Here is a 20,437-nt window from a genome sequence, read left to right as displayed (position 1 = left end):
AGTGGTTTAGTGGTTATTCTTCTGGTGTTAGTTTTTTTACTTTTTCGATCAGGTCGTCCAGGCGGTTACGTACAGTTGGATAGCTGATTCCCATTTGTGCAGCCATTTCTTTAAGGCTTCCGCTGGTCAGGAAAAACTGAAGTATAAAAGCCTGTTCGTCTGCCGGGAGCCGCAGTAAGGGAGGCAGAGGGAAGTTGCCTGTTACTTCGGTGCTGCAGGACGGACACGACAATCGTGATACCTGCAATGATGCCGAACAGCTGGGGCAGGCAATTGGAAGTTTAGGTGTTTGCATGATTGATGATTTAATTTTAAACAAATTTAAATAAAATTAAATACAAGTTGAATAAAATTAAAATAAATTTTCTTTTTGTTTAGTTTTAGGTCAAAAAAAAGCTCCCTAATGTGGGAGCTATATATTAAAATTTATTTTTAAAGTAATATTTTGAATCCAGTTCGTCATCTTCTAAACTGTTAATGGGTTTAGGCTTAGGCTTTTTAGATGCCACCTTTTTCTTCCACAATTCAAAATTATCCTGAGATAATTTTTTATGCATAATCTCTGTCACTTCCTTTTCCGATAGGCCAAATTCTTTTTTGATTTCTTCAAAGGGTTTTCTCTCCTCCTGGGCTAGCGTTACGATTCTTTCCAGCGCTTCCCTGTCTAATTCGGTATGGTTCTTTTTCATCAGATGAAAAATTAAATCAGGTAATATTTTAAATGTTTATGATTCTTTACTCAATATTAGTAAAAAAAATAATCGAATATGTAGGAGTCTTTCTTTTTGAAGTTTTTTTAAAATTTTTTAAAATTCAATTAATAATTTCAAAATCTTACCGTCGTGATGTCAAAAGAATTACATTTTTTCTTTGTTGAGAGCCCTGTTGTTGCTAATCAGGTATACAGAAAAGCCCAATAAATTAACACTAACTGAATCGGTAGCCTGATGAGGCGTACCCATTTTGGTAGTCCCATAGCAGCTTTCTCGTTGGTATACATGTATACATTCGCAGGGAAAATGGCAATCAGCAATGCGATTATTCCCCATGCGGCAAAAGCTGATGCGGCAGGAATACAAAGTAATATTCCTAAAATGACTTCGGCAGCTCCACTTATCAGATTAAGAATCTTTGGTACTGGAAGAAAAGCAGGGATCATTTTTATATAAATGCGAGGTACCCTGAAATGATTAATACCCGCCAGTATGTAGAGTAGTGCCATTAAATATAAATGCCATGGTGATGCCATAATTGGTGTTTTACTCAAAGTTAATCTTTTATATCTTTGAAGTATGATAAAATCAATGCATAAACTTTTCACCCTGTCTTTTCTTTTCCTGCTGCTATCATGCGGAAAAGAAAAAAAGGAGTCCGGACCGTCCGGGCTTAATGATACCAGTACGATAGTTATAGTGCCAAAGGATACTTCAGTGATTTCTGTTAGTAATAATGATGTTATAGAAAAAGAAGCACATGTACAGGTAAAAAAAACTAGCGGATGTGATATGCTGCATAAAGGAATTTTTGTTTACAAAGATCCACAGGGACAGGATGTGAAGGTAAGCATTACAGATAATGTATGGACCGAAGAGCACAAAAACGGCCAGTATGTTACCATAGCCCAAATGAAATGGACCTGTCAATGTACCTATGAAAACACGCTGTTGATGTCTTCGTTGCCTGGCTTTAGTCTGCCACCCGGAACTGTAATGCAGGTAACTATTGATAAAGTAGAAGGTTTAGATATCTATTTTACGGCTACTGCTGCCGGTAAGAGTTACCATAGTAAGCTAACGAAAATATAGTTGGTTTGGTGATAGGGTTATTCGTTTTACTAATCACTAATAGTATATACATGTTAGATTTTATTATTCACCAGGGTGAAGCTAACAAATAACCATATCCACAAATAACCTAATCAACTGTGTTGTTTCGCTTCTTCAATTAAATCATTAAGGTGAATACGCAGTGCTTTTACCGATATGCTTATTTCCCAAAATGAAATAGCAAGAGAGCCTAACAACAGCAAAAGACTTAATCCAAAAACATAAGCGCCCCAGTCCTGTACTCCGCCAAAAAGCAATGCCATCGAAAATACCGAAAAGAACAGGCTCAGCACGCCATACATCTGCATGTGGCGAATCAGGGTCAGCCTTTTGTTAAGGTTGGCAATTTCCAGCAGGATACTTTTTGTCTGATTCGCTTCATAATTTGCTTTCAGTCCGCGCACTATGGTAGCGATGGTCAGGAAACGATTGGTATACGCTAATAATATCAATGATGTTGCCGAAAATAAAAGGGCAGGAGTTTCTATTGGGAGGTTCATCTGTGTGTTTTTTGGTAGAGTAAAGTTATGAAAGTTTACAATGAATGCTACCCCTAATATTAAGATACTTTAAGGTTAATTAGTATACCGCTAACAACTGGGTGATTGTAATTGCTTTAATTTTAATGTAATAACAATTAAAAACAACTGCTATGGATTCGATTAACAAACAACAGAAAGAAGATAATTTTAAAGACCTGATAGGACAGGAGGCTCTGGAGAAGATAAAATCCTTGTCGGATAAATCAGGAGGGTGCTTTTTCTGTACCCGCATAGAAACAGGAAAACGTTTTGAAACCCGCCCAATGGCTCCCGAAAAAATAGATGATGAAGGGAATTTCTGGTTTCTGAGCGCCAATGATTCCCATAAGAATAAAGAGATTGAAGCCGACCCAGCAGTACAGCTTTTATTTCAGGGTTCATCATACAGCGATTTTATGACCCTTTACGGAAAGGCAACCATTAGCACCGATAAACAAAAGATTGACGAACTTTGGGATGCCCAGATGAAAACCTGGTTTACTGAAGGCAAGGACGACCCACGCATCACAGTAATTAAATTTACCCCGACAGATGGTTACTACTGGGATGTAAAAACTAATATGGCAGTATCCATGATAAAACGATTGTACGGGGCGGCAGTAGGCGAAACCTACGACGACTCAATACAAGGAAAAATAAAACCTTAATGGGTAATGTTAGTTATGAAAAGCCATCTTTCAGAAATGAGGGATGGCTTTTTGTTGCTTACAATAATTTTTTATATAATCTTCCTGTTTACCGCATATGCAAGTGCTTCGAGTATGTTACTAACATTAAGGCGTTCAAAAATCTTCCTTCTGTAATATTTAATAGTATCAGGTGCTACATGTAGTTTTTCGGCAATTTCATTTATAGTAAGTCCTTGCGCGTGAAGTTGTAAAACCTGTATTTCTTTTTTTGTCAGGCTGGCTTTATTTGATTTTTGCCATGCTCGCGTTGAGGTATCCAACGTCCACATTTCGTCGCTGCCTTCTTTGTAGATTTCAATGTTTCCGACAGTCTTATGGTTTGATATTGACACCGCGCACAATGATTTCCATAGTTTGCCCTCAGTTGTAAGCAACAGCGGCGTAAGCTTATGGTTAATGAGAACTTTTTTATTGTCTTTATTTATAAGATGGAAGTCGTAAGTAATCGAATAGTTTTTCTTTTCTTCAATCGGGAGGCGTTCGTAAAAATCAAACCCGGCTTCATTTATTATTCCCAGTATTTCAAGGTCTTTTTCGGGTACATGCCTGAAATAAAACTCATACCCCATTTCCTTTACTTCGTTAGCTGTATAGCCGCACAGGAATAACGGATTGTCGGAGACATAATCAAAAGACATCTTTTCATAGTCAATCACATACACACTTTCATAGGTGAGCCTTGCAAATGCTTTTACCACTTCAATGTAGTCGGGGCTTTTGTTTTGGTCAGAAGCCGATATTTCGCCGATAGTATTTCTGGTAAGCAGGCTGGATTTTGGATTGTTCATGGTTGTTGGTATTCACTTCAAATTTACACTATAGTGTAGTATTAAAAAACTTTTTTGTGCTAACCTTTGTTGCAAAACCAACCGCCATTATGAAAAAAATAGATGAACTTACTTTTGAAGAGCTTTCACTTCGAAAATCGAAACTAAAAGGTGTAGTAATAGGTTATGGGATATTGATAGTTATTGCCTTGTTACTTTTTATTTATCTACAAGCAAAACCCATACTTTTTATTCCTGTTTCGGTTTTGCCTGTAATTGGGCTGCCATTGTTCCTGTCGTTAAAAATGACGATGGATGAAATAGCAAAACGAAAAGGAAGAGGGTAATATAAATTTATAATTTATGGATACTGCTGTAAACTGTAAAAGCTGTAATGAGCCGATAAATAAAAACTTTTGTGCAAGTTGTGGACATCCTGCTGTACTCAAAAGGGTAGACAGTCATTATCTGCTGCACGAAATTCAGCATGTGCTCCATTTTGAAAAGGGTATAGGTTACACCACAAGAGAATTGCTGCTGCGGCCCGGAAAAACAGTAAGGAGATTTCTGACCGAAGACAGGAGCCGGCTTATCAAGCCCATCATTTTTTTGATTGTAACCTCGCTTATCTATTCTACAATAGCTCATTTCTTTCATACCGAAATAGAGGTCCCTGTTCTAAAGGATTCGGCAGTTTTCAAGATCCTGCAATGGTTACAGGGGCATTATGGCTACGCCAGTATCATAATGGGAATGTTTATTGCATTTTTTCTTAAGCTGTTTTTTAGGAAGCAGGGTTATAATTTATTTGAGATATTAGTGTTGCTGTGTTTTGTAATGGGTATAGGCATGCTTATAGGGTCAGTATTTGCACTTATCGAAGGGCTGGCCCATATTGAACTCAGCAATTTCGGCTCCCTTGTAACCTTTTTATATAGCGTCTGGGCTATTACCATGTTCTTTAAGGGTAAAGCAAGCAACTATCTTAAGGTATTTGTCGCTTACATAACAGGTGTTCTCGTATTTACCATCTTAGCTATATTCTTAGGTGTGCTAATCGACCGTTTATAATCATCATCAATCAAAAAACGCACAAAAAAACCTGCAGTTCTCACTGCAGGTTCTCAATACTATGATCTAATATCTCAATACTATTTTATCAATTCAAAACTACGTTTTACGAAAGCGGTAAGCTCTTCGCCTTTTAGCAGGTTTTGCGATAGTTTGGCAAGGTCAAGCGCCTGTTTTACCAAGGCTTCCTGATGCGTTTTGTCAGTTGAGTTCAATATGTTTGAAGATAACTCATGGTTAGTGTTTACCACTACATTATACATGTCAGGGAAATTACCAAACATACCCTGTCCACCGCTTGCGCTCATTTCTTTCATACGACGCATGAACTCAGGCTGTGTAATCATAAAAGGAGCAGCATTGCTGTCCATCGCCTCAAGCTGTACCGAATAACCTGATGCAGGGATGAACTCCTGGATAGAAGCTTTTAGTTTTTCCTGCTCTTCGTCGCTTAGTTTAGAGATATGTTGCTCATCTTTTTTGATAAGCTTGTCAATATGATCGGCATCTACACGGGCAAATGTAAAGTTCTCATTATCGGCTTCCAGCTTCTGGATAAGGTGCGACACGATAGGCGAGTCAAGAAGCAATACTTCATAACCTTTATCCTGAGCAGCCGCGATGTAACTGTGCTGTGCATCTTTGTTAGAAGCATAAAGCACAACTAATTTGCCATCTTTATCCGTTTGTGTCGGAGCCAGTTTTTCTTTTAATTCATCAAGGGTAAAGAATTTGCCATCAACAGTTGGGTAAAGTACAAACGCACCTGCTTTTTCGTAGAATTTAGGCTCGCTAAGCATACCATACTCAAGAACGATCTTGATGTCATTCCATTTTTGCTCGAAATCTTCACGGTTTTCAGTGAATAGTGATTTCAGTTTGTCAGCCACCTTACGGGTAATGTAGTTTGATATTTTCTTTACAGCACCATCTGCCTGTAGATACGAACGTGATACGTTAAGCGGAATGTCCGGTGAATCGATCACTCCACGAAGCATGGTAAGGAATTCCGGTACTATGCCTTCAACATTATCTGTTACGAATACCTGGTTTTGGTATAGCTGTATTTTGTCTTTTTGTACCTGTAGGTCTGCCGAAAGTTTCGGGAAGTATAAGATACCAGTCAGGTTGAACGGATAATCTACATTAAGGTGTATGTTGAAAAGCGGTTCTTCAAACTGCATTGGGTAAACTTCCTGGTAGAAGTTTTTATAATCTTCATCAGTAAGATCTGATGGTTGTTTTGTCCATGCAGGATTAGGGTTGTTGATGATGTTGTCAACTTCAACAGTTTCAGCTTTGTAATCTTCAGGAGCATCTTCCGGTTTTGGAAGCGTTTCTGTACGTGTACCAAATTTAATAGGCACCGGCATGAACTTATTATATTTTCTTAGAAGTTCTGAGATTCTGTTTTCCTCAAGGAACTCTAGTGAGTCTTCAGCAATGTGAAGGATGATTTCTGAACCTCTGTCAGTTTTGTCAGCCGGCACAAGCGTAAATTCAGGGCTTCCGTCACATGTCCAGTGAACCGCAGGTTCGTCTTTATAAGATTTAGTAATGATCTCTACTTTTTCAGCCACCATGAAAGCAGAATAGAAACCAAGGCCGAAGTGTCCTATGATACCTGAGTCTTTAGCTGAATCCTTATATTTTTCAAGGAATTCTTCAGCACCCGAGAAAGCTACCTGGTTGATATATTTCTCAACCTCTTCACCTGTCATACCTATACCCTGATCGATGATGTGAAGTTTTTTACCTTCTTTATCAATCTTTACCTCAATTACAGGGTTTCCATATTCAACTTTAGCTTCTCCAATACCCGTAAGGTGTTTTAGCTTAAGCGTTGCGTCTGTTGCGTTTGAAACCAATTCACGTAAAAAGATCTCATGGTCGCTGTATAGGAATTTCTTGATTAAGGGAAATATGTTCTCTACCGAAACATTAATTTTTCCTGTTGTCATAGTAATAGGTTTTTATATGTTTTAAGTTTTCACTGTATACTCAAATAAAATACCAATCGGCAAATGGTGACAAATTGACATTTTTGCTTTCTTTCTCTTTTTAAATGTTGTGTTTTCGACCGGCTATTTGTTAAAAAAAGTGCTTTTAAGAAAAGATTAATATGGTGCCGATTTAAAAAATCTTTAGATAAAATCACTTTGGTTATCAATACTCCTGTGTGTGTCAGGCTTATGCGTGATAACTAAAGTTAAAAATATTCTTATTAAAAAAATAACATGTGTGTTGCTTTGTACATCACTTATTCATTAATTTTATACTGCAAAAAATCAATGGATTTAAACCTTTAAAACCTTTTAAACTATGAAAAAATTTCTTTTTTTAAGCATGTTTGTCATTATGCTGGCTTCATGCGGAGGCCTTGACACAAAATCGCAATCAGGTCTTAAAGGAAACTGGACTATTACTAATGTAACATATCCCGGTTCAGACTATATTAAAGTGACTTCTTTTGATGTTGCTGATTCAAAATGTTTTGTTGGCAGCAGCTGGAACTTTGTATCAAACAACAACAAAGGAACTATGAACGTAAACGGAAGCGGAAATTGCCCTTCTTTCAGTAGCCCTATTGTATGGACAGTTACTAAAACAGGAGATTTTACACTTAAAATCACTGAAGGTGCAAAAGCTAAAAGAGTAACAGAAGGTTACTTCCTTAAGATGAGAAACCAGAGTGAAACTTCTTTTCAGCTTGTAGATAATGTAAATGTAGGCGGTAAAAATGTTGAGGTAGTTTACCAGTTCTCTAAAATGTAATCAATAAAATCAAATATTTAACTCATGAAAAAGACAAAAATTTATATGCTTACACTTGCACTAATTGCAAGTATAGGATTCACTTCATGTGAGGCTGTTAAAAATACAAATAATACTCAAAGAGGTGTTGCTATTGGAGCTGCTTCAGGTGCTGTTATAGGCGGTGTTCTTGGTAACAATGTAGGTAAAGGTGGTAACACAGCTCTTGGTGCTATCATTGGTGGTGTTGTAGGTGGTGCTGCCGGTGGTGTTATTGGTAACAGGATGGATAAACAAGCCCAGAAAATTGACCAGGCTCTTCCGGGAGCTGATGTTGAAAGGGTAGGAGAAGGAATCAAAATTACATTAGGTGAAAACTCAGTAAACTTTGATCTAGGTAAATCTTCACTTACTGCTACAGCTAAAGCTAACCTTGACAAGCTTGTACCGGTATTCAACGAATATCCTGATACAGATATTCAGATAGTAGGTCATACAGACAGCAGCGGTAGCGATGAGCTTAACCAGAAACTTTCTGAACAAAGAGCTGCATCGGTTAAAACATATCTTTCAAGCAAAGGTATCAGTGCAGGTAGAATTGTTACTACCGGTCGTGGAGAAACTGAACCAATTGCTGATAATACTACAAAAGAAGGTATGGCTAAAAACCGCCGTGTAGAATTTGCTATTACCGCAAATGAGAAAATGAAAGCTGACGCTCAAAAAGAAGCTGCGAAACAGTAATTGTTTCTCGTTATCATAAAGAAAGAGGCTGCCTTATTAGGCAGCCTCTTTTGCATTTAAGAAAGTGTTAGTTATAATTAAGACATAGCGTAGCTATGAATGTTCTTGTTTTTACCACCAGTCAGCTCTGTTTTTATTACGTCCCAAATAGTAGGTAAGCCCTATTGATGCATTCAGCATTTTTCCGGTATAGGTACCGTTATATTCGCTGTAAAAAGAGTTTTGTTGCCTGAAATTCAATATTCCCGATAAATCGCCTCTTAGTGCAAAAGAATCATTTATGTATAATTGGACCGTGCCTCCTATTATAAAATTACCAATATTGTCATAGTCTCTCTCTTCAAACGGATTGAGCCTGGTGTAACCTACTCCGCTATGTAAAAGCAAACCTACAGTACTATTGGTAAGTTCTCTGAAATTTAATACCCTTCCTATATTGTATACCGCCTGAACGGAAGCCCTGTCGAGAATACTTCCTGTGCCGGGTGTTCCGTTGTCGTCAATACGATCATGAGCATAGTCAAATTTTACACCCCAATATTCATTAGCCATATATCGGAAGCCGATACCTGAATGTTTAAAACTGGTTTGTGTCGGATTCCGTGTATAGGTTAGTCCATATTCTGCCTCAAATGAAAACTGGTTAAAACGGTTGCGTGTAACGCTCAATTGTGAAAATGCCTGTGTGGTTAGCGCAAGAGCTAAAATTGTGATTGTTTTCTTCATACTGTCAGGCAGAGCCCCCTACTGTTAAATTAGTTAATTACAAAATCCAGGGCAGCAGATAATTACGTATATATAATTATCTGTTGCTAAGGCCGCTACTGCGGCATATATAGTAAGGGATGTTTATTTATTGGTTAGATTGGTTAAGGCGTTTTCAGGTTCTGAAAGCGCCTTTATTGTTTCCGTCCGGCCAATAAAAAGTGAGTATAGGTGATATTGGTACAACGCTATATGTTAAAGAATATTGACAAGGCAGTTGTTAAAAGAATATTAAAATTTTTAAATACCCTATTCGGATAGTAATTACATATTTTAGGTCTTAATATTTGTTAAGCAGGGTGGAGTGTATTCCCTAATTGAATATTTTTGCAGAATAATAGAACACAAATGCTTGCAGTAAAGAACATCTCATTCGGCTATACCGATAAGATTATTCTCCACAATATAAATTTTACCGTAAAGAAAGGCCAGAACATTGCTGTTATTGGCGAAAGTGGCTGTGGCAAGAGTACGCTGCTTAAGCTTATTTACGGTTTATTCGATCTTAACGAAGGTGAAATAACATACAAGGGAGAGGTTGTTACCGGGCCTAAGCACAACCTTATTCCGGGAATGCCTTATATGAAATACCTTGCACAGGATTTCGATCTTATGCCTTATGTAACAGCCGCTGAGAATGTAGGGAGTTTTTTATCTAATTTCTATCCTGAAGAAAAACAACGACGCATTGCCGAGTTACTGGAGATTGTAGAGATGAATGCTTTTGCCGATGTAAAGGCAAAGTACCTTAGCGGAGGGCAGCAGCAGCGTATTGCATTGGCTAAAGTGCTTGCTCTTGAGCCTGAAGTGCTATTGCTGGATGAACCTTTTAGCCATATCGATAACTTCAGGAAAAATGCTTTGAGACGTAATCTTTTTGCTTATCTGAAACAAAAAGGGGTTACGGTAATTGTGGCCACGCATGACAGTACCGATGCACTATCATTCGCTGATGAAACCATAGTGCTGAAAAATGGGAAGGTACTGGATAAAGCACCTTCTAAAGAAATATATTATTTCCCTCACGATAAATATACCGCATCGCTTTTTGGTGAGGTAAACGAGATAAAGCTGGAATTGCTTACACTTACCCAAAACCCTGAAGAAACGGTATTGATATATCCGCACCAATTAAAGATAACCGAAGGAGGCCCGTTAAAAGTAGTTGTAAAACAATGCTATTTTAAAGGGAGCCGTTATCTTATAAAAGGAGCATTAAACCGCCAGGTTATATTCTTTGAACATAACAAGGAGATTGAGGTAAATACCGAAGTAGCTCTTGCTGTTGACAGGGAAGCTTTTGGCTAATTAAAGTGTAAAGGTAGCTTATAGTATGCTTTTATCGGTTGGCCTTCTTCTTCTCCCGGTATCCATTTAGGGCTATCGGCTATAATCTCTCTGACTTTTTCATCAAATTTAGGGCTGATTCCTTCCAGGGTTTCAACTTCGCTGATACTCCCGTCTTCATTTACCATAAACGTTACCAACATAGAGCCTGGCCTGTAGCTTATGGCGCGTTGCGTCTTTGGGTGAATCGAATTAAGGAATGCCTTGAGACCTCCGGGATATTCCGGTGCTTTCTGTTTTTTGTTGTTTTCTTCTTCGGTAGTCAGTACATCATGAACTCTTTCTTGTGCACTGGGGGAAAATGCAAAAAATGCAGATAAAAAAGCTGTAGCTAATTTCTTCATAAAAAAAGTTTATGATTCAAATATAAAATAAACTTTGAGTAAAACAAATAGTTTGATAATCAAATCGTTATATGGTTAATTTTTTCTGATGAAATAAAACTTGCTCAAAAAGGGACTAAAGTGGTATTAACTAAAAATCAGGCATTAAATGAGGTTTAATTTTAAAGAATGTTTAATTTTGTAAACTGATTTTTAATAAAATAATCAATTTATGTATCATTCAAAAATCTCTGGATTAGGTTATTACGTTCCGGAAAATGTTGTGACAAATGAAGATTTGTCTAAAATAATGGAAACCAATGACGGGTGGATCCAGGAACGTACCGGCATTAAAGAAAGAAGACATGTTGTAAAAGGCGATGGCGATACCACAACTACTATGGGGGTTAAAGCTGCAAAAATTGCCATTGAGCGTGCCGGTATCGATAAAGAAGAAATTGACTTCATCATATTTGCAACCCTTAGCCCGGATTATTATTTCCCAGGTCCCGGTGTTCTTGTGCAAAGAGATCTTGGTATGAAACGCACTGTTGGAGCACTTGATGTGCGTAACCAGTGTTCGGGTTTTATCTATGCTATTTCGGTTGCCGATCAGTTTATCAAAACAGGAATGTATAAAAACATTCTGGTAATAGGTTCTGAGCTGCATTCTACGGGTCTTGACATGACTACACGCGGACGTGCTGTATCAGTAATTTTTGGTGACGGTGCAGGAGCAGCTGTTCTTAGCAGGGAAACAGACCTTACAAAAGGTATCCTTTCTACACACCTTCACTCTGAAGGGCAACATGCCGAAGAACTTTCACTTATTGCTCCGGGTATGGGTAAACGTTGGGTTACTGATATTATAGCTGATGCCGATCCTAATGATGAGAGCTACTATCCGTACATGAACGGACAATTTGTATTCAAGAACGCGGTAGTTCGTTTTAGCGAGGTAATAAATGAAGGGCTTAAGGCTAATGATCTTCAGGTAAGCGATATCGATATGCTTATTCCTCATCAGGCTAATCTTAGGATTTCACAGTTCATACAGCAAAAATTCGGTCTAACTGATGATCAGGTGTACAATAATATCATGAAATATGGTAATACTACTGCAGCGTCTGTGCCAATCGCGTTAACCGAAGCATGGGAGCAAGGTAAGATTAAAGAAGGCGACACTGTGGTATTAGCTGCCTTTGGTAGCGGCTTTACCTGGGGTAGTGCTATTATTAAATGGTAATTCTTTCAGTTGTAAAGTTGAAAGTTATAAAGTTTTAAAGTCGGCCACTACTGCTGAAATATAGTATCCCGCTTAATTTGTAAATAAGAATTAAGTGGGATTTTTTATGGGTTGGAGTGAAGCTTTCTTCTTTTGAAAGGAGGAGGGGTATCTTTTATTCCTATTTTTGAAATCTAAAATCTACGATTTATAATCTGAAATCTATGTTCTGTTTACTGCTATTTATTCTCATTATAATAATAGTATGGTGTTGGTATCCTGCTACACCATTGCCAAAAGGTACTATCATAGATAAGCTGGTTGTACGAAAGTCAGAAAGAAAAATGGAAGCCTATTCTGAGGGGAATCTTATAAAAACCTATAATGTTGCTTTAGGGAAAGACCCTGTTGGGCACAAACAGTTTGAAGGCGATAATAAAACACCTGAGGGTATTTACATAATCAACGACCGGAATCCGCGTAGTGCTTATTATAAGAATTTAGGAGTGTCGTATCCTAATGCAACGGATAAGTCTAATGCATTAAAACTTGGAAAACCGGCAGGGGGAGATATTAAAATTCACGGGCTGCGAAATGACAAGGGGTATATGGGGAAACTCCACAAAATGAAAGACTGGACAGCCGGTTGTATTGCTGTTACCAATGATGAAATGGATGAATTATACGCAACTGTAAAGCAAAACGCGGAAATTGAGATTTTGAAATAGAATTGAGAATTGAGAATTGAGAATAATGATTAAACATCTCATATCTCAATACTAAAAAAATAAAAAACAAAAACCCCGGGCGCAACTCCCGGGGTTTTTCCAACCTAAACCTAAATTTAATATGAAGATATCATATTAAGTTGTTGCCAGGTAGTAGCTTAGAACATTCCACCACCTGCTTGTTTTGTATTGTCGTCGCGTTGCTTGCGTTGTAATGCTCTGTTTTTACCTCCTCCAAACATATAGTTAATTCCGAAGTACACCGTACGGCTTTCCCAACGGAACTCTCCTTCCTGTGGAAACGGATTTTTTGATTCGAAACCATAACGCATAGTTTTGAACATATCGTTGTAACGAAGACTAAGTGTCATTTTGTTGTCAAGCAGTGTATAACGCATACCACTGTCTATTTTATACATGTTTTTAGTATCATTCTGGATTCCGTTTACCGGCCCGCGGTAGAAACCAAATACGTTAAAGTTTAATCTGCTGTTTGCTTTTAGGTTAACGTTAAGCCTTGCGTTAAAAGCATTTGTTGTTATGCTTTTGGTTTCAACGATATAGGTTCCGTCGGTCTGCTCGATAGAGATTCTACCTTTTTGATCAATACTCGAAAAGTCTATTGCAGGCTGCATGTCCAGCCATTTGTTCACTTTGTAGTTTGCAGAAACTTCAAAACCAAAGGCATTGTTGTTGTTGAAGTTGCCATAGCTCATTACCTGGTCATCTTTGTTTGCGGTAGTTTCGTTAGGATACAGTATTCTGCTAATCTCGTCATTTATCAATCTGTAGAATACACCACCAGTTATAGAAGACCCTTTACCAAACATTTTGGTATAATTAAATTCAATTGAATTAGTAAACTGTGGTTTCAGTTCAGGATTGCCTATCGAGGTGAAAAGCGGTGTAGCAAACTCCCTGATTGGTTTTGTCTGCTCAAGGCTTGGCCTGTCTACACGACGGCTGTAGCTTAATTGCAGCATATTTTTCTCATTAAGGCTGTATGTCAGGTAAGCCGAAGGGTATACTGTTAGGTAATCATCTTTAAACGCCGGTATACCGGTATTGTTTGCAGTTACTTTGTAGCTTTCGAAACGCGCACCCAGCTGGTAACTAAATTTCTCAAATTTCTGCCCGTATGTGGCATATAGTGAATATATATCCTGATCGTAGGTGTAATCAACATATTCCTGGCCAAGTTCAACGATAAGCGGGTTTGTTGTACTATAAATGTTGTCTGAGCGTATCAGCCTTGCTTCGGCGCCAAACTCTAGTGTAGACTTATCACTCAAAGGATTTACATAGTCTAGATTTAAGGTCATATTTTGACGGTTATCCTCTACATTGTCATAATAAAATCCAGGGCCAGTACCGATTGTGGTGTTGTAATCTACATTCTGATTTTCCTGAGAGTCATTATAGTTGCCTTCGAAATCAAGGGTATGCCCTTCTTTTTCAAACTTATGCTTAAAAGCCAAGTTGTAGGAGTTGTTATAGCTGTCACCGTCCAGATCAGATACCTGCGAGATATCCGGCTGCCCTAAAGAAGGGTCGTAAGTAGCATTAGTAGCTATGGTAGCAATGCCGCTGCTGTAGTTTTGGTTGGTATATACTGACAATGTGTTGTTGTCATTAATGTAGTAATCCATACCAATTTTACCAAGGAAGTTTTTGTTGTCATTCACGACATCGATAAGCTGATGCGAGTCTTTGTCAAGGCGGTTGACAAATCCACCGTTAAATTGCTTGCCCTCATTACTGCCAAGGGTTGTAAAGAAATTAACTTTCCCTTTGCGGTAGTTCATGTCTAACGAATTATTGGTTTTAGGGGTTTCACCAAAAGTGAGACCGGCATTAAAGCTTCCGTTAAAACCATCCTTTGAGTTTTTATGAAGTACGATGTTTATAATACCGCTCATACCTTCCGGATTGTATTTTGCACTCGGATTGGTAATCAGCTCAATTTTTTTAATAGTGGTTGCGGGAATTTGCTTTAGCAATTGGGCAGGATCAATATTAGTAGGTCTTCCGTCTACAAGTACCCTTACATTTGTGTTTCCGCGAAGAGAGATATTACCATCCTGATCGACATTTACCGATGGTATATTATTCATAATCTCCGATGCAGTGCCTCCTGCAGTGGTTAAGTCACGGCCTACGGTTATAACCTTGCGGTCCAGCTTTTGCTCAATGGTAGAAACTTCTTTTACGATGTTTACTTCATCCAGTGTTGAAGCTTCTTCGGTAATATTAATAGTGCCGAGATTTACGCTTTTTGATGAATCGCTGAGATTTGCCGTAAGGTTTACGGTTTTGTATCCCATAAACTGTATTTCCACAGCATAGTTTTTCAGCGGAAGGCTTTTGATGGTAAAAGTTCCGTTTTCTTCAGAAATGCCCCCACCGGTTACAGTACCATTTTCCTTAAGGACAATGCTAACGTAAGGTAGTGCCTCTTTTGTTTTGCTGTCAATAATTTTACCCGATATGGTACCTGTGTTTTGGGCAGCCATAGTCATGATACTCCCAAGCAGGAGCATGCATAAGAACTTAAATTTCATTGTTCGTGATTTGATTGATGATTTTTTGGCAAAGGTACCGTCTGTAAAACTAACATTCAATACAAGTTACCCTTCATGCACTGGCAAAATTTAATAACAATCCTGCTTTATGCATTTAACAATAAGACAATCAAGAGTGTGTTTTGTTACAAAAAAATGCGAAAAAAATATTATTTAGAAAGAAACAAAATAAGCTTAACAAATTTTGAAGAATTTTGGTGTACCTTGTACTGAAATGAAATCTACTGTTAATCAGTGTCTTCGTTTTTTATGGATAATAAAGAGATTGGGCTTTAAATTATGATTTATTTAGAAAAAATCGTTTCAGGACGTTGGTAAAATATGTTTATCTTTGCACGCTTAAAAAAATAATACAAAATGGCATTATCGAATATCTTAACTTTCCAAATTATCAAAGCGGTTGAAGCTTTGTATGGTGTAACTGTAGAAAAAGTTGAACTACAGGCTACACGGAAAGAATTTGAGGGTGATGTTACCATGGTTATTTTTCCACTGCTTAAAGTTATAAAAGGCACTAATCCTGCCGAGCTTGGTAGTAAAATAGGAGAGTACCTGGTTGAAAATACTGCTGAGGTAGAAAAATTCAACGTGGTAGGTGGTTTCCTTAACCTTGTTATTGCCGATGCATACTATATCAACTATTTCAACGGTATTAAGAACGATGACAAATTTGCTTTTCCGGCAAACGACCCGAATGGCAAAGCTGTTATGGTAGAATATGCCTCGCCAAATACCAATAAGCCACTTCACTTAGGACACGTCCGTAATGTATTGCTTGGATATTCTGTAGCTAACATTATTGAAGCAGCAGGTAAAAAAGTATACAAAACACAGGTTATCAACGACAGGGGTATTCACATCTGTAAGTCGATGCTGGCGTATGAGAAATTTGGACATGGTGAAACTCCGGATAGCGATAACATAAAAGGAGACAAACTTGCAGGTAATTATTATGTCGAGTTTGATAGGCACTATAAAAATGAGATAAACGAGCTTGTAGCTTCAGGTATGACCGAGGATGAGGCTAAGAAAAAAGCTCCAATACTTCTTGAAGCACAGGAAATGCTTCGTAAATGGGAGGCCGGTGATGCTGAGGTAATGGCACTTTGGAATAAAATGAACGGCTGGGTTTACAAAGGGTTTGAAGAAACCTATGCAAACATAGGCGTTAGTTTTGACCAGAACTATTATGAAAGCAATACCTACCTTTTAGGGAAAGACGTAGTTGCCGATGGCCTTGCTAAAGGTGTGTTTGAAAAAGATCCTGATGGTTCAGTTTGGATCGATCTTACTTCTGACGGGCTAGACCGTAAGATCGTATTACGTTCTGACGGGACATCAGTATACATTACCCAGGATATAGGTACTGCAATCCAGCGTGTGAAAGATTTTTCAGATGTTGGCGGTATGGTATATACTGTGGGTAACGAGCAGGATTACCACTTTAAAGTGCTTTTCCTAATCCTTAAAAAATTAGGATATGACTGGGCTCAGAACCTATATCACTTGTCTTACGGAATGGTTGACCTTCCATCAGGAAAAATGAAGAGCCGTGAAGGTACTGTAGTTGATGCAGATGACCTGATGGCAGAAATGACCGCTACTGCAAAAAGCATCTCTGAAGAACTGGGTAAACTTGAAGGTTACTCAGACGAGGAGAAAGCAAAACTATATGAGACTATTGGCCTTGGTGCCCTTAAATACCAGATGCTTAGGGTAGATCCTAAGAAACGCATTCTTTTTGATCCGAATGAGTCTATTGACTTTAATGGAGATTCTGGGCCTTTCATCCAAATGTCGTATGTAAGAACAAGGGCTATATTGCGTAAAGCTGATTTTGATTTAGCTAAAGATGTGACAGATGTTGAACTTCATGTAAAAGAAAAGGATCTTATCAAACAGATGGAACTTTTCGTTACTATAGTTCAAACAGCGGCTCATTCCTACAGCCCGGCTATAATTGCTAATTATGCTTATGACCTTGCTAAAGAATTCAGTTCTTACTACCAGGTAGTATCTATACTTGGAGAAGAAGATATGAATATAAAACTATTCAGGGTTCAGCTTTCTAAGAAAGTTGGTGAAACTATAAAAGCCGCTTTCGGCCTGCTTGGCATTGATATGCCAGAGCGTATGTAATTGTTGAGTGATGAACCAGAATAAGCCTTACTTTTTTCAGTCGTATGCCATTATTGTGATATCAGTGATATCGCTATTGGTGTTTAAGCCATTTTTACCAAAGAAGATATTCTCGGAAACTCCTGTTGCAACTAAAAATGTAGTAGTAGACAGCCTTGCGCTCGAAGCTGCAGCTGAAGATGAAGGTGTAGCGGAAGAGCAAAACGATACATTACAGGATAACAGCCGTATTAGCTTTGAGGCTGTAAACGGTATTAAGTTCCCGACAGAAAATTTTGATGATTATAAAGGTTATCAGCATTTGGTACTTTTCTATGAAAAGCTACTTCAACTGGAAACCAAACAACAGGGTAATGTAAGGATCGCCTACTTTGGTGACTCTATGACTGATGGCGATATGATCGTTAAAGAATTCAGGGCAAGCCTTCAGAACAGGTTTGGTGGCGAAGGCGTAGGGTTTGTAAATATTACATCAGAGTCGGCACCATCAAGAAGCACGATTTCGCACCAGTTCTCATCTAACTGGAAAACGCTTTCGTATCTAAATGTAAAAAATCCTGTTAAGCCATTCGGTGTCAACGGACACGTATTCTTTGTTAAAAAAGATACAGTTGAGCCGGTTTGGGTAAAATATAAAGCCAGTAACCTTTCGCATTTGTCTTCACTTAACAATCCTACACTTTTCTATGGTAAATCAGGAAACAGGGAGGCAAGTGTAAACTTTATAGTAGGTAAAGATACTATCGCTAAAAAACTGAATCCGTCAAAAAAGGTAAATGCGCTTAGTCTTGGGACAGGAGATATAAAATCGTTTAAGGCTAACTTTGTTAAAGCTGATTCGATTCCTTTCTACGGATTTAATTTTGATAACGGAAGAGGTGTTCATGTTGATAATTTCTCGAACAGGGGTAACTCGGGACTTCCTATCGCAACTTTTAATACCGAGGTAATGAAGGCTTTCAATGAAAAGCTTGGATATGACCTTATTATACTTCAGTATGGTACAAACGTGCTGAACTATGGATCACTAAATTATACCTGGTATGAGAAGAAAATGTCCAGAGTTGTGGCGCACCTCCGCGAATGTTTCCCGGGAGTAGCTATACTTATTATTTCTACAGCAGATAAGTCTACCAAGTATGATCTTGAAATGAAAACCGATTCAGCTGTAGTGCCGCTTACACGTGCACAACGTAAATATGCTGTAAGTTCTGAGGCTGCCTATATTAATCTTTATACACTGATGGGGGGTGACGGCTCGATGGTAAAATGGGTTGAGGAAGCACCTGCAAAAGCAAATAAGGATTATACGCACTTTAACTTTAGAGGAGCTAAACAAGTATCAGATCTTATTTATAAGCAGATAAATAACGGATATGAACAGTACAAAAAGCTAAGGGGAATGGCTCCAACCGTTCCGTCAGCGCCTACAGTTGCGGAGCCGTCTAAACCTGTTGTTAAAAAGCAGGATTCTATAATCAAAAAACCTGACACCACAAATGCAGAATAAGCTATTAGCCATACTATTCCTGCTGTTGTGTTTTTCTGCATCAGCACAGGTCGATACTACCGAAGTGGAGATAGATTCTGTGTTTGCAGGTTACGTAAATATTGATACTACCGAAATTGTTTCCGGTGACAATATTATTACCAATACTTCTGCCTTAAAGCTTGTTTTTATGAAGCTTTATCAGATGGAAAAAGAAAAAAAGGGGCATGTAAATATTGTTCATGTTGGCGATTCCCATATCCAGGCTGACTTGATGACAGGGGTAATACGTAAAAACTTGCAGGAGCGTTTTGGTAATGCGGGTTGCGGGTTTTCATTTCCGTATAAACTGGCACGTACCAATGGCGGACGTTATGTAGGCTTTAGTTCGAATGCCTCATGGCAAAGCAGAAGAAATATATATTCACAAGAAGCCGGAATGAATGTAGGGCTAAGCGGTATAGCTCTTAAAACCCGTGAAGATTTTGTACTGGCTCTTAATGTAAGAGATAGTTCTTACGACTTTAATACCATAAAGGTTATCACACCGGGTAATAAGCCTTATTTCGATTTGGCAACAAGTTCAAAAACTATAGTGCTTGAATCTACGGTTCCTAAAAAAATAACCCACCGTATTAAGAGCGGGGAGGTTTTAGGAAGCATAGCTAATAAATATGATGTAAGTATTGCTCAGATAAAAAAAGCAAACGGACTTAAAAGTGATAATATCAGGGCAGGAAAAATTCTTAAGATTCCAACAAGCCAGATGCAAAAGAAACAGGTAAAACGATCAGAGTTTATACCTCTTGCACTTACAACCGAAGCAAAGGCTAGTTTGTATCACAGCGATGCCCAACTGGATAAAATTTATCTGTTGCCTGCTAAAGGACCTGTTGAATATACACTTAGCGGCGTATCTCTGGAGAAAGATGATGCCGGGCTGTTATATCATAGTATAGGGGTTAACGGAGCGAAATGTTCTGATTATAATAAATATCCTTTGTTTTTTGATCAGCTTCCTGCGCTTAGTCCTGATCTTGTTATTATTTCTCTAGGAACCAATGAGTCATTTGATAAAATGAATGGTGATGCTTACAAAACTCAGCTTAATACTTTCATTGCAAATGTAAAGGAAAAGAATCCTGATGCAGCGATATTGGTAATGACACCACCACCGTCATTATTTAAAAGGAAATATCCTAATATGTTTGTCGCAGATTATGCCAAAAAGATATTAGTTGAAGAGACTGAAAAAAATTATGCCACTTGGGACCTTTTTTCCGAGATGGGAGGGCTTTTCAGCGTTAACCGAAATGCTGCCAAAGGACTGATGAGTACAGACAGGGTACATTACTCTAAAGATGGATATGAAAAACAGGGCAGGCTTTTTAGTGAAGCTTTCCTGAATGCTTATGATAATTTTAAACTTAATAACGGTTACTAACT

21 protein-coding genes are annotated in these 20,437 nt (G+C 38.2%); 12 read left to right on the top strand and 9 right to left on the bottom strand.

Features of this window, described 5'->3' with window-relative positions; genetic code table 11:
- Positions 1-13 precede the first annotated feature (13 nt).
- The 3 genes from ACFSR3_RS03780 to ACFSR3_RS03770 form a co-directional block, all read right to left on the bottom strand.
- Entirely contained in the window at positions 14-295 is a 282-nt protein-coding gene (locus tag ACFSR3_RS03780) for a DUF2089 family protein (protein ID WP_379819792.1), read from the bottom strand.
- A gap of 124 nt (positions 296-419) precedes the next feature.
- Complete coding sequence (locus ACFSR3_RS03775) at positions 420-689, bottom strand: DUF2805 domain-containing protein (protein WP_114757362.1); 270 nt, start codon at positions 687-689, stop codon at positions 420-422.
- 206 nt (positions 690-895) lie between these two features.
- Positions 896-1,249, bottom strand: a complete 354-nt coding sequence (locus ACFSR3_RS03770; protein WP_379819791.1) for a DoxX family protein — start codon at positions 1,247-1,249, stop codon at positions 896-898.
- Between the two features lie 55 nt (positions 1,250-1,304).
- On the opposite strand from ACFSR3_RS03770, the gene ACFSR3_RS03765 reads away from it, so the two are divergent.
- Entirely contained in the window at positions 1,305-1,805 is a 501-nt protein-coding gene (locus ACFSR3_RS03765; RefSeq protein ID WP_379819790.1) for a hypothetical protein, read from the top strand.
- Between the two features lie 113 nt (positions 1,806-1,918).
- On the opposite strand, the gene ACFSR3_RS03760 is transcribed toward ACFSR3_RS03765, so the two are convergent.
- Complete coding sequence (locus ACFSR3_RS03760; RefSeq protein ID WP_379819789.1) at positions 1,919-2,326, bottom strand: DUF2721 domain-containing protein; 408 nt, start codon at positions 2,324-2,326, stop codon at positions 1,919-1,921.
- Positions 2,327-2,478: 152 nt separating this feature from the next.
- On the opposite strand from ACFSR3_RS03760, the gene ACFSR3_RS03755 reads away from it, so the two are divergent.
- Positions 2,479-3,015 carry a pyridoxamine 5'-phosphate oxidase family protein gene (locus ACFSR3_RS03755; protein ID WP_379819788.1) on the top strand — a complete coding sequence of 179 codons (537 nt, stop codon included), beginning with the start codon at positions 2,479-2,481 and terminating at the stop codon, positions 3,013-3,015.
- Between the two features lie 71 nt (positions 3,016-3,086).
- On the opposite strand, the gene ACFSR3_RS03750 is transcribed toward ACFSR3_RS03755, so the two are convergent.
- On the bottom strand, positions 3,087-3,845 hold the full coding sequence (locus ACFSR3_RS03750) for a helix-turn-helix domain-containing protein (RefSeq protein WP_379819787.1): 759 nt from the start codon (positions 3,843-3,845) through the stop codon (positions 3,087-3,089).
- Positions 3,846-3,934: 89 nt separating this feature from the next.
- Here ACFSR3_RS03750 and ACFSR3_RS03745 point away from each other — a divergent pair, with 89 nt between their 5' ends.
- Both ACFSR3_RS03745 and ACFSR3_RS03740 read left to right on the top strand, forming a co-directional pair.
- On the top strand, positions 3,935-4,171 hold the full coding sequence (locus ACFSR3_RS03745; RefSeq protein WP_379819786.1) for a hypothetical protein: 237 nt from the start codon (positions 3,935-3,937) through the stop codon (positions 4,169-4,171).
- Between the two features lie 16 nt (positions 4,172-4,187).
- Complete coding sequence (locus ACFSR3_RS03740) at positions 4,188-4,895, top strand: DUF3667 domain-containing protein (protein WP_379819785.1); 708 nt, start codon at positions 4,188-4,190, stop codon at positions 4,893-4,895.
- An 80-nt stretch (positions 4,896-4,975) separates the two neighbouring features.
- Here the strand turns inward: ACFSR3_RS03740 and htpG are convergent, their stop codons facing one another.
- On the bottom strand, positions 4,976-6,856 hold the full coding sequence (htpG, locus tag ACFSR3_RS03735; protein ID WP_379819784.1) for a molecular chaperone HtpG: 1,881 nt from the start codon (positions 6,854-6,856) through the stop codon (positions 4,976-4,978).
- A 361-nt stretch (positions 6,857-7,217) separates the two neighbouring features.
- On the opposite strand from htpG, the gene ACFSR3_RS03730 reads away from it, so the two are divergent.
- Positions 7,218-7,670: a lipocalin family protein gene (locus ACFSR3_RS03730; RefSeq protein WP_379819783.1), complete on the top strand. Its 453-nt coding sequence runs from the start codon at positions 7,218-7,220 to the stop codon at positions 7,668-7,670.
- Between the two features lie 24 nt (positions 7,671-7,694).
- Positions 7,695-8,393, top strand: a complete 699-nt coding sequence (locus ACFSR3_RS03725) for an OmpA family protein (protein ID WP_379819782.1) — start codon at positions 7,695-7,697, stop codon at positions 8,391-8,393.
- Positions 8,394-8,504: 111 nt separating this feature from the next.
- Here ACFSR3_RS03725 and ACFSR3_RS03720 read toward each other — a convergent pair whose 3' ends face one another.
- Positions 8,505-9,119 carry a hypothetical protein gene (locus tag ACFSR3_RS03720; RefSeq protein WP_379819781.1) on the bottom strand — a complete coding sequence of 205 codons (615 nt, stop codon included), beginning with the start codon at positions 9,117-9,119 and terminating at the stop codon, positions 8,505-8,507.
- A gap of 387 nt (positions 9,120-9,506) precedes the next feature.
- Here ACFSR3_RS03720 and ACFSR3_RS03715 point away from each other — a divergent pair, with 387 nt between their 5' ends.
- On the top strand, positions 9,507-10,466 hold the full coding sequence (locus ACFSR3_RS03715) for an ABC transporter ATP-binding protein (RefSeq protein WP_379819780.1): 960 nt from the start codon (positions 9,507-9,509) through the stop codon (positions 10,464-10,466).
- On the opposite strand, the gene ACFSR3_RS03710 is transcribed toward ACFSR3_RS03715, so the two are convergent.
- Positions 10,463-10,849, bottom strand: a complete 387-nt coding sequence (locus ACFSR3_RS03710; protein WP_379819779.1) for an energy transducer TonB — start codon at positions 10,847-10,849, stop codon at positions 10,463-10,465. The genes ACFSR3_RS03715 and ACFSR3_RS03710 overlap by 4 nt on opposite strands.
- 211 nt (positions 10,850-11,060) lie before the next feature.
- On the opposite strand from ACFSR3_RS03710, the gene ACFSR3_RS03705 reads away from it, so the two are divergent.
- Both ACFSR3_RS03705 and ACFSR3_RS03700 read left to right on the top strand, forming a co-directional pair.
- Positions 11,061-12,074: a 3-oxoacyl-ACP synthase III family protein gene (locus tag ACFSR3_RS03705; protein WP_379819778.1), complete on the top strand. Its 1,014-nt coding sequence runs from the start codon at positions 11,061-11,063 to the stop codon at positions 12,072-12,074.
- 203 nt (positions 12,075-12,277) lie between these two features.
- Positions 12,278-12,781, top strand: a complete 504-nt coding sequence (locus ACFSR3_RS03700) for a L,D-transpeptidase family protein (protein ID WP_379819777.1) — start codon at positions 12,278-12,280, stop codon at positions 12,779-12,781.
- Between the two features lie 158 nt (positions 12,782-12,939).
- Here ACFSR3_RS03700 and ACFSR3_RS03695 read toward each other — a convergent pair whose 3' ends face one another.
- Positions 12,940-15,342 carry a TonB-dependent receptor domain-containing protein gene (locus ACFSR3_RS03695; RefSeq protein WP_379819776.1) on the bottom strand — a complete coding sequence of 801 codons (2,403 nt, stop codon included), beginning with the start codon at positions 15,340-15,342 and terminating at the stop codon, positions 12,940-12,942.
- Between the two features lie 378 nt (positions 15,343-15,720).
- Between ACFSR3_RS03695 and argS the strand changes: the two genes are divergently transcribed.
- The 3 genes from argS to ACFSR3_RS03680 are packed head-to-tail and all read left to right on the top strand — an operon-like array spanning position 15,721 to position 20,435.
- Positions 15,721-17,502: an arginine--tRNA ligase gene (gene argS / locus ACFSR3_RS03690; RefSeq protein WP_379819775.1), complete on the top strand. Its 1,782-nt coding sequence runs from the start codon at positions 15,721-15,723 to the stop codon at positions 17,500-17,502.
- Between the two features lie 10 nt (positions 17,503-17,512).
- A complete protein-coding gene (locus ACFSR3_RS03685) occupies positions 17,513-19,012 on the top strand; it encodes a hypothetical protein (protein ID WP_379819774.1) in 1,500 nt (499 codons plus the stop codon).
- A complete protein-coding gene (locus ACFSR3_RS03680) occupies positions 19,002-20,435 on the top strand; it encodes a LysM peptidoglycan-binding domain-containing protein (RefSeq protein ID WP_379819773.1) in 1,434 nt (477 codons plus the stop codon). Before ACFSR3_RS03685 ends, ACFSR3_RS03680 begins: the two co-directional genes overlap by 11 nt.
- The last annotated feature ends 2 nt before the right edge of the window (positions 20,436-20,437 follow it).

Origin of the sequence: Flavobacterium suzhouense (assembly GCF_042684765.1) — a bacterium.
Classification (GTDB): domain Bacteria; phylum Bacteroidota; class Bacteroidia; order Flavobacteriales; family Flavobacteriaceae; genus Flavobacterium; species Flavobacterium suzhouense.
Note: the sequence above shows the minus strand (reverse complement) of the source record. Positions and strands in the feature narration are given on the sequence as shown.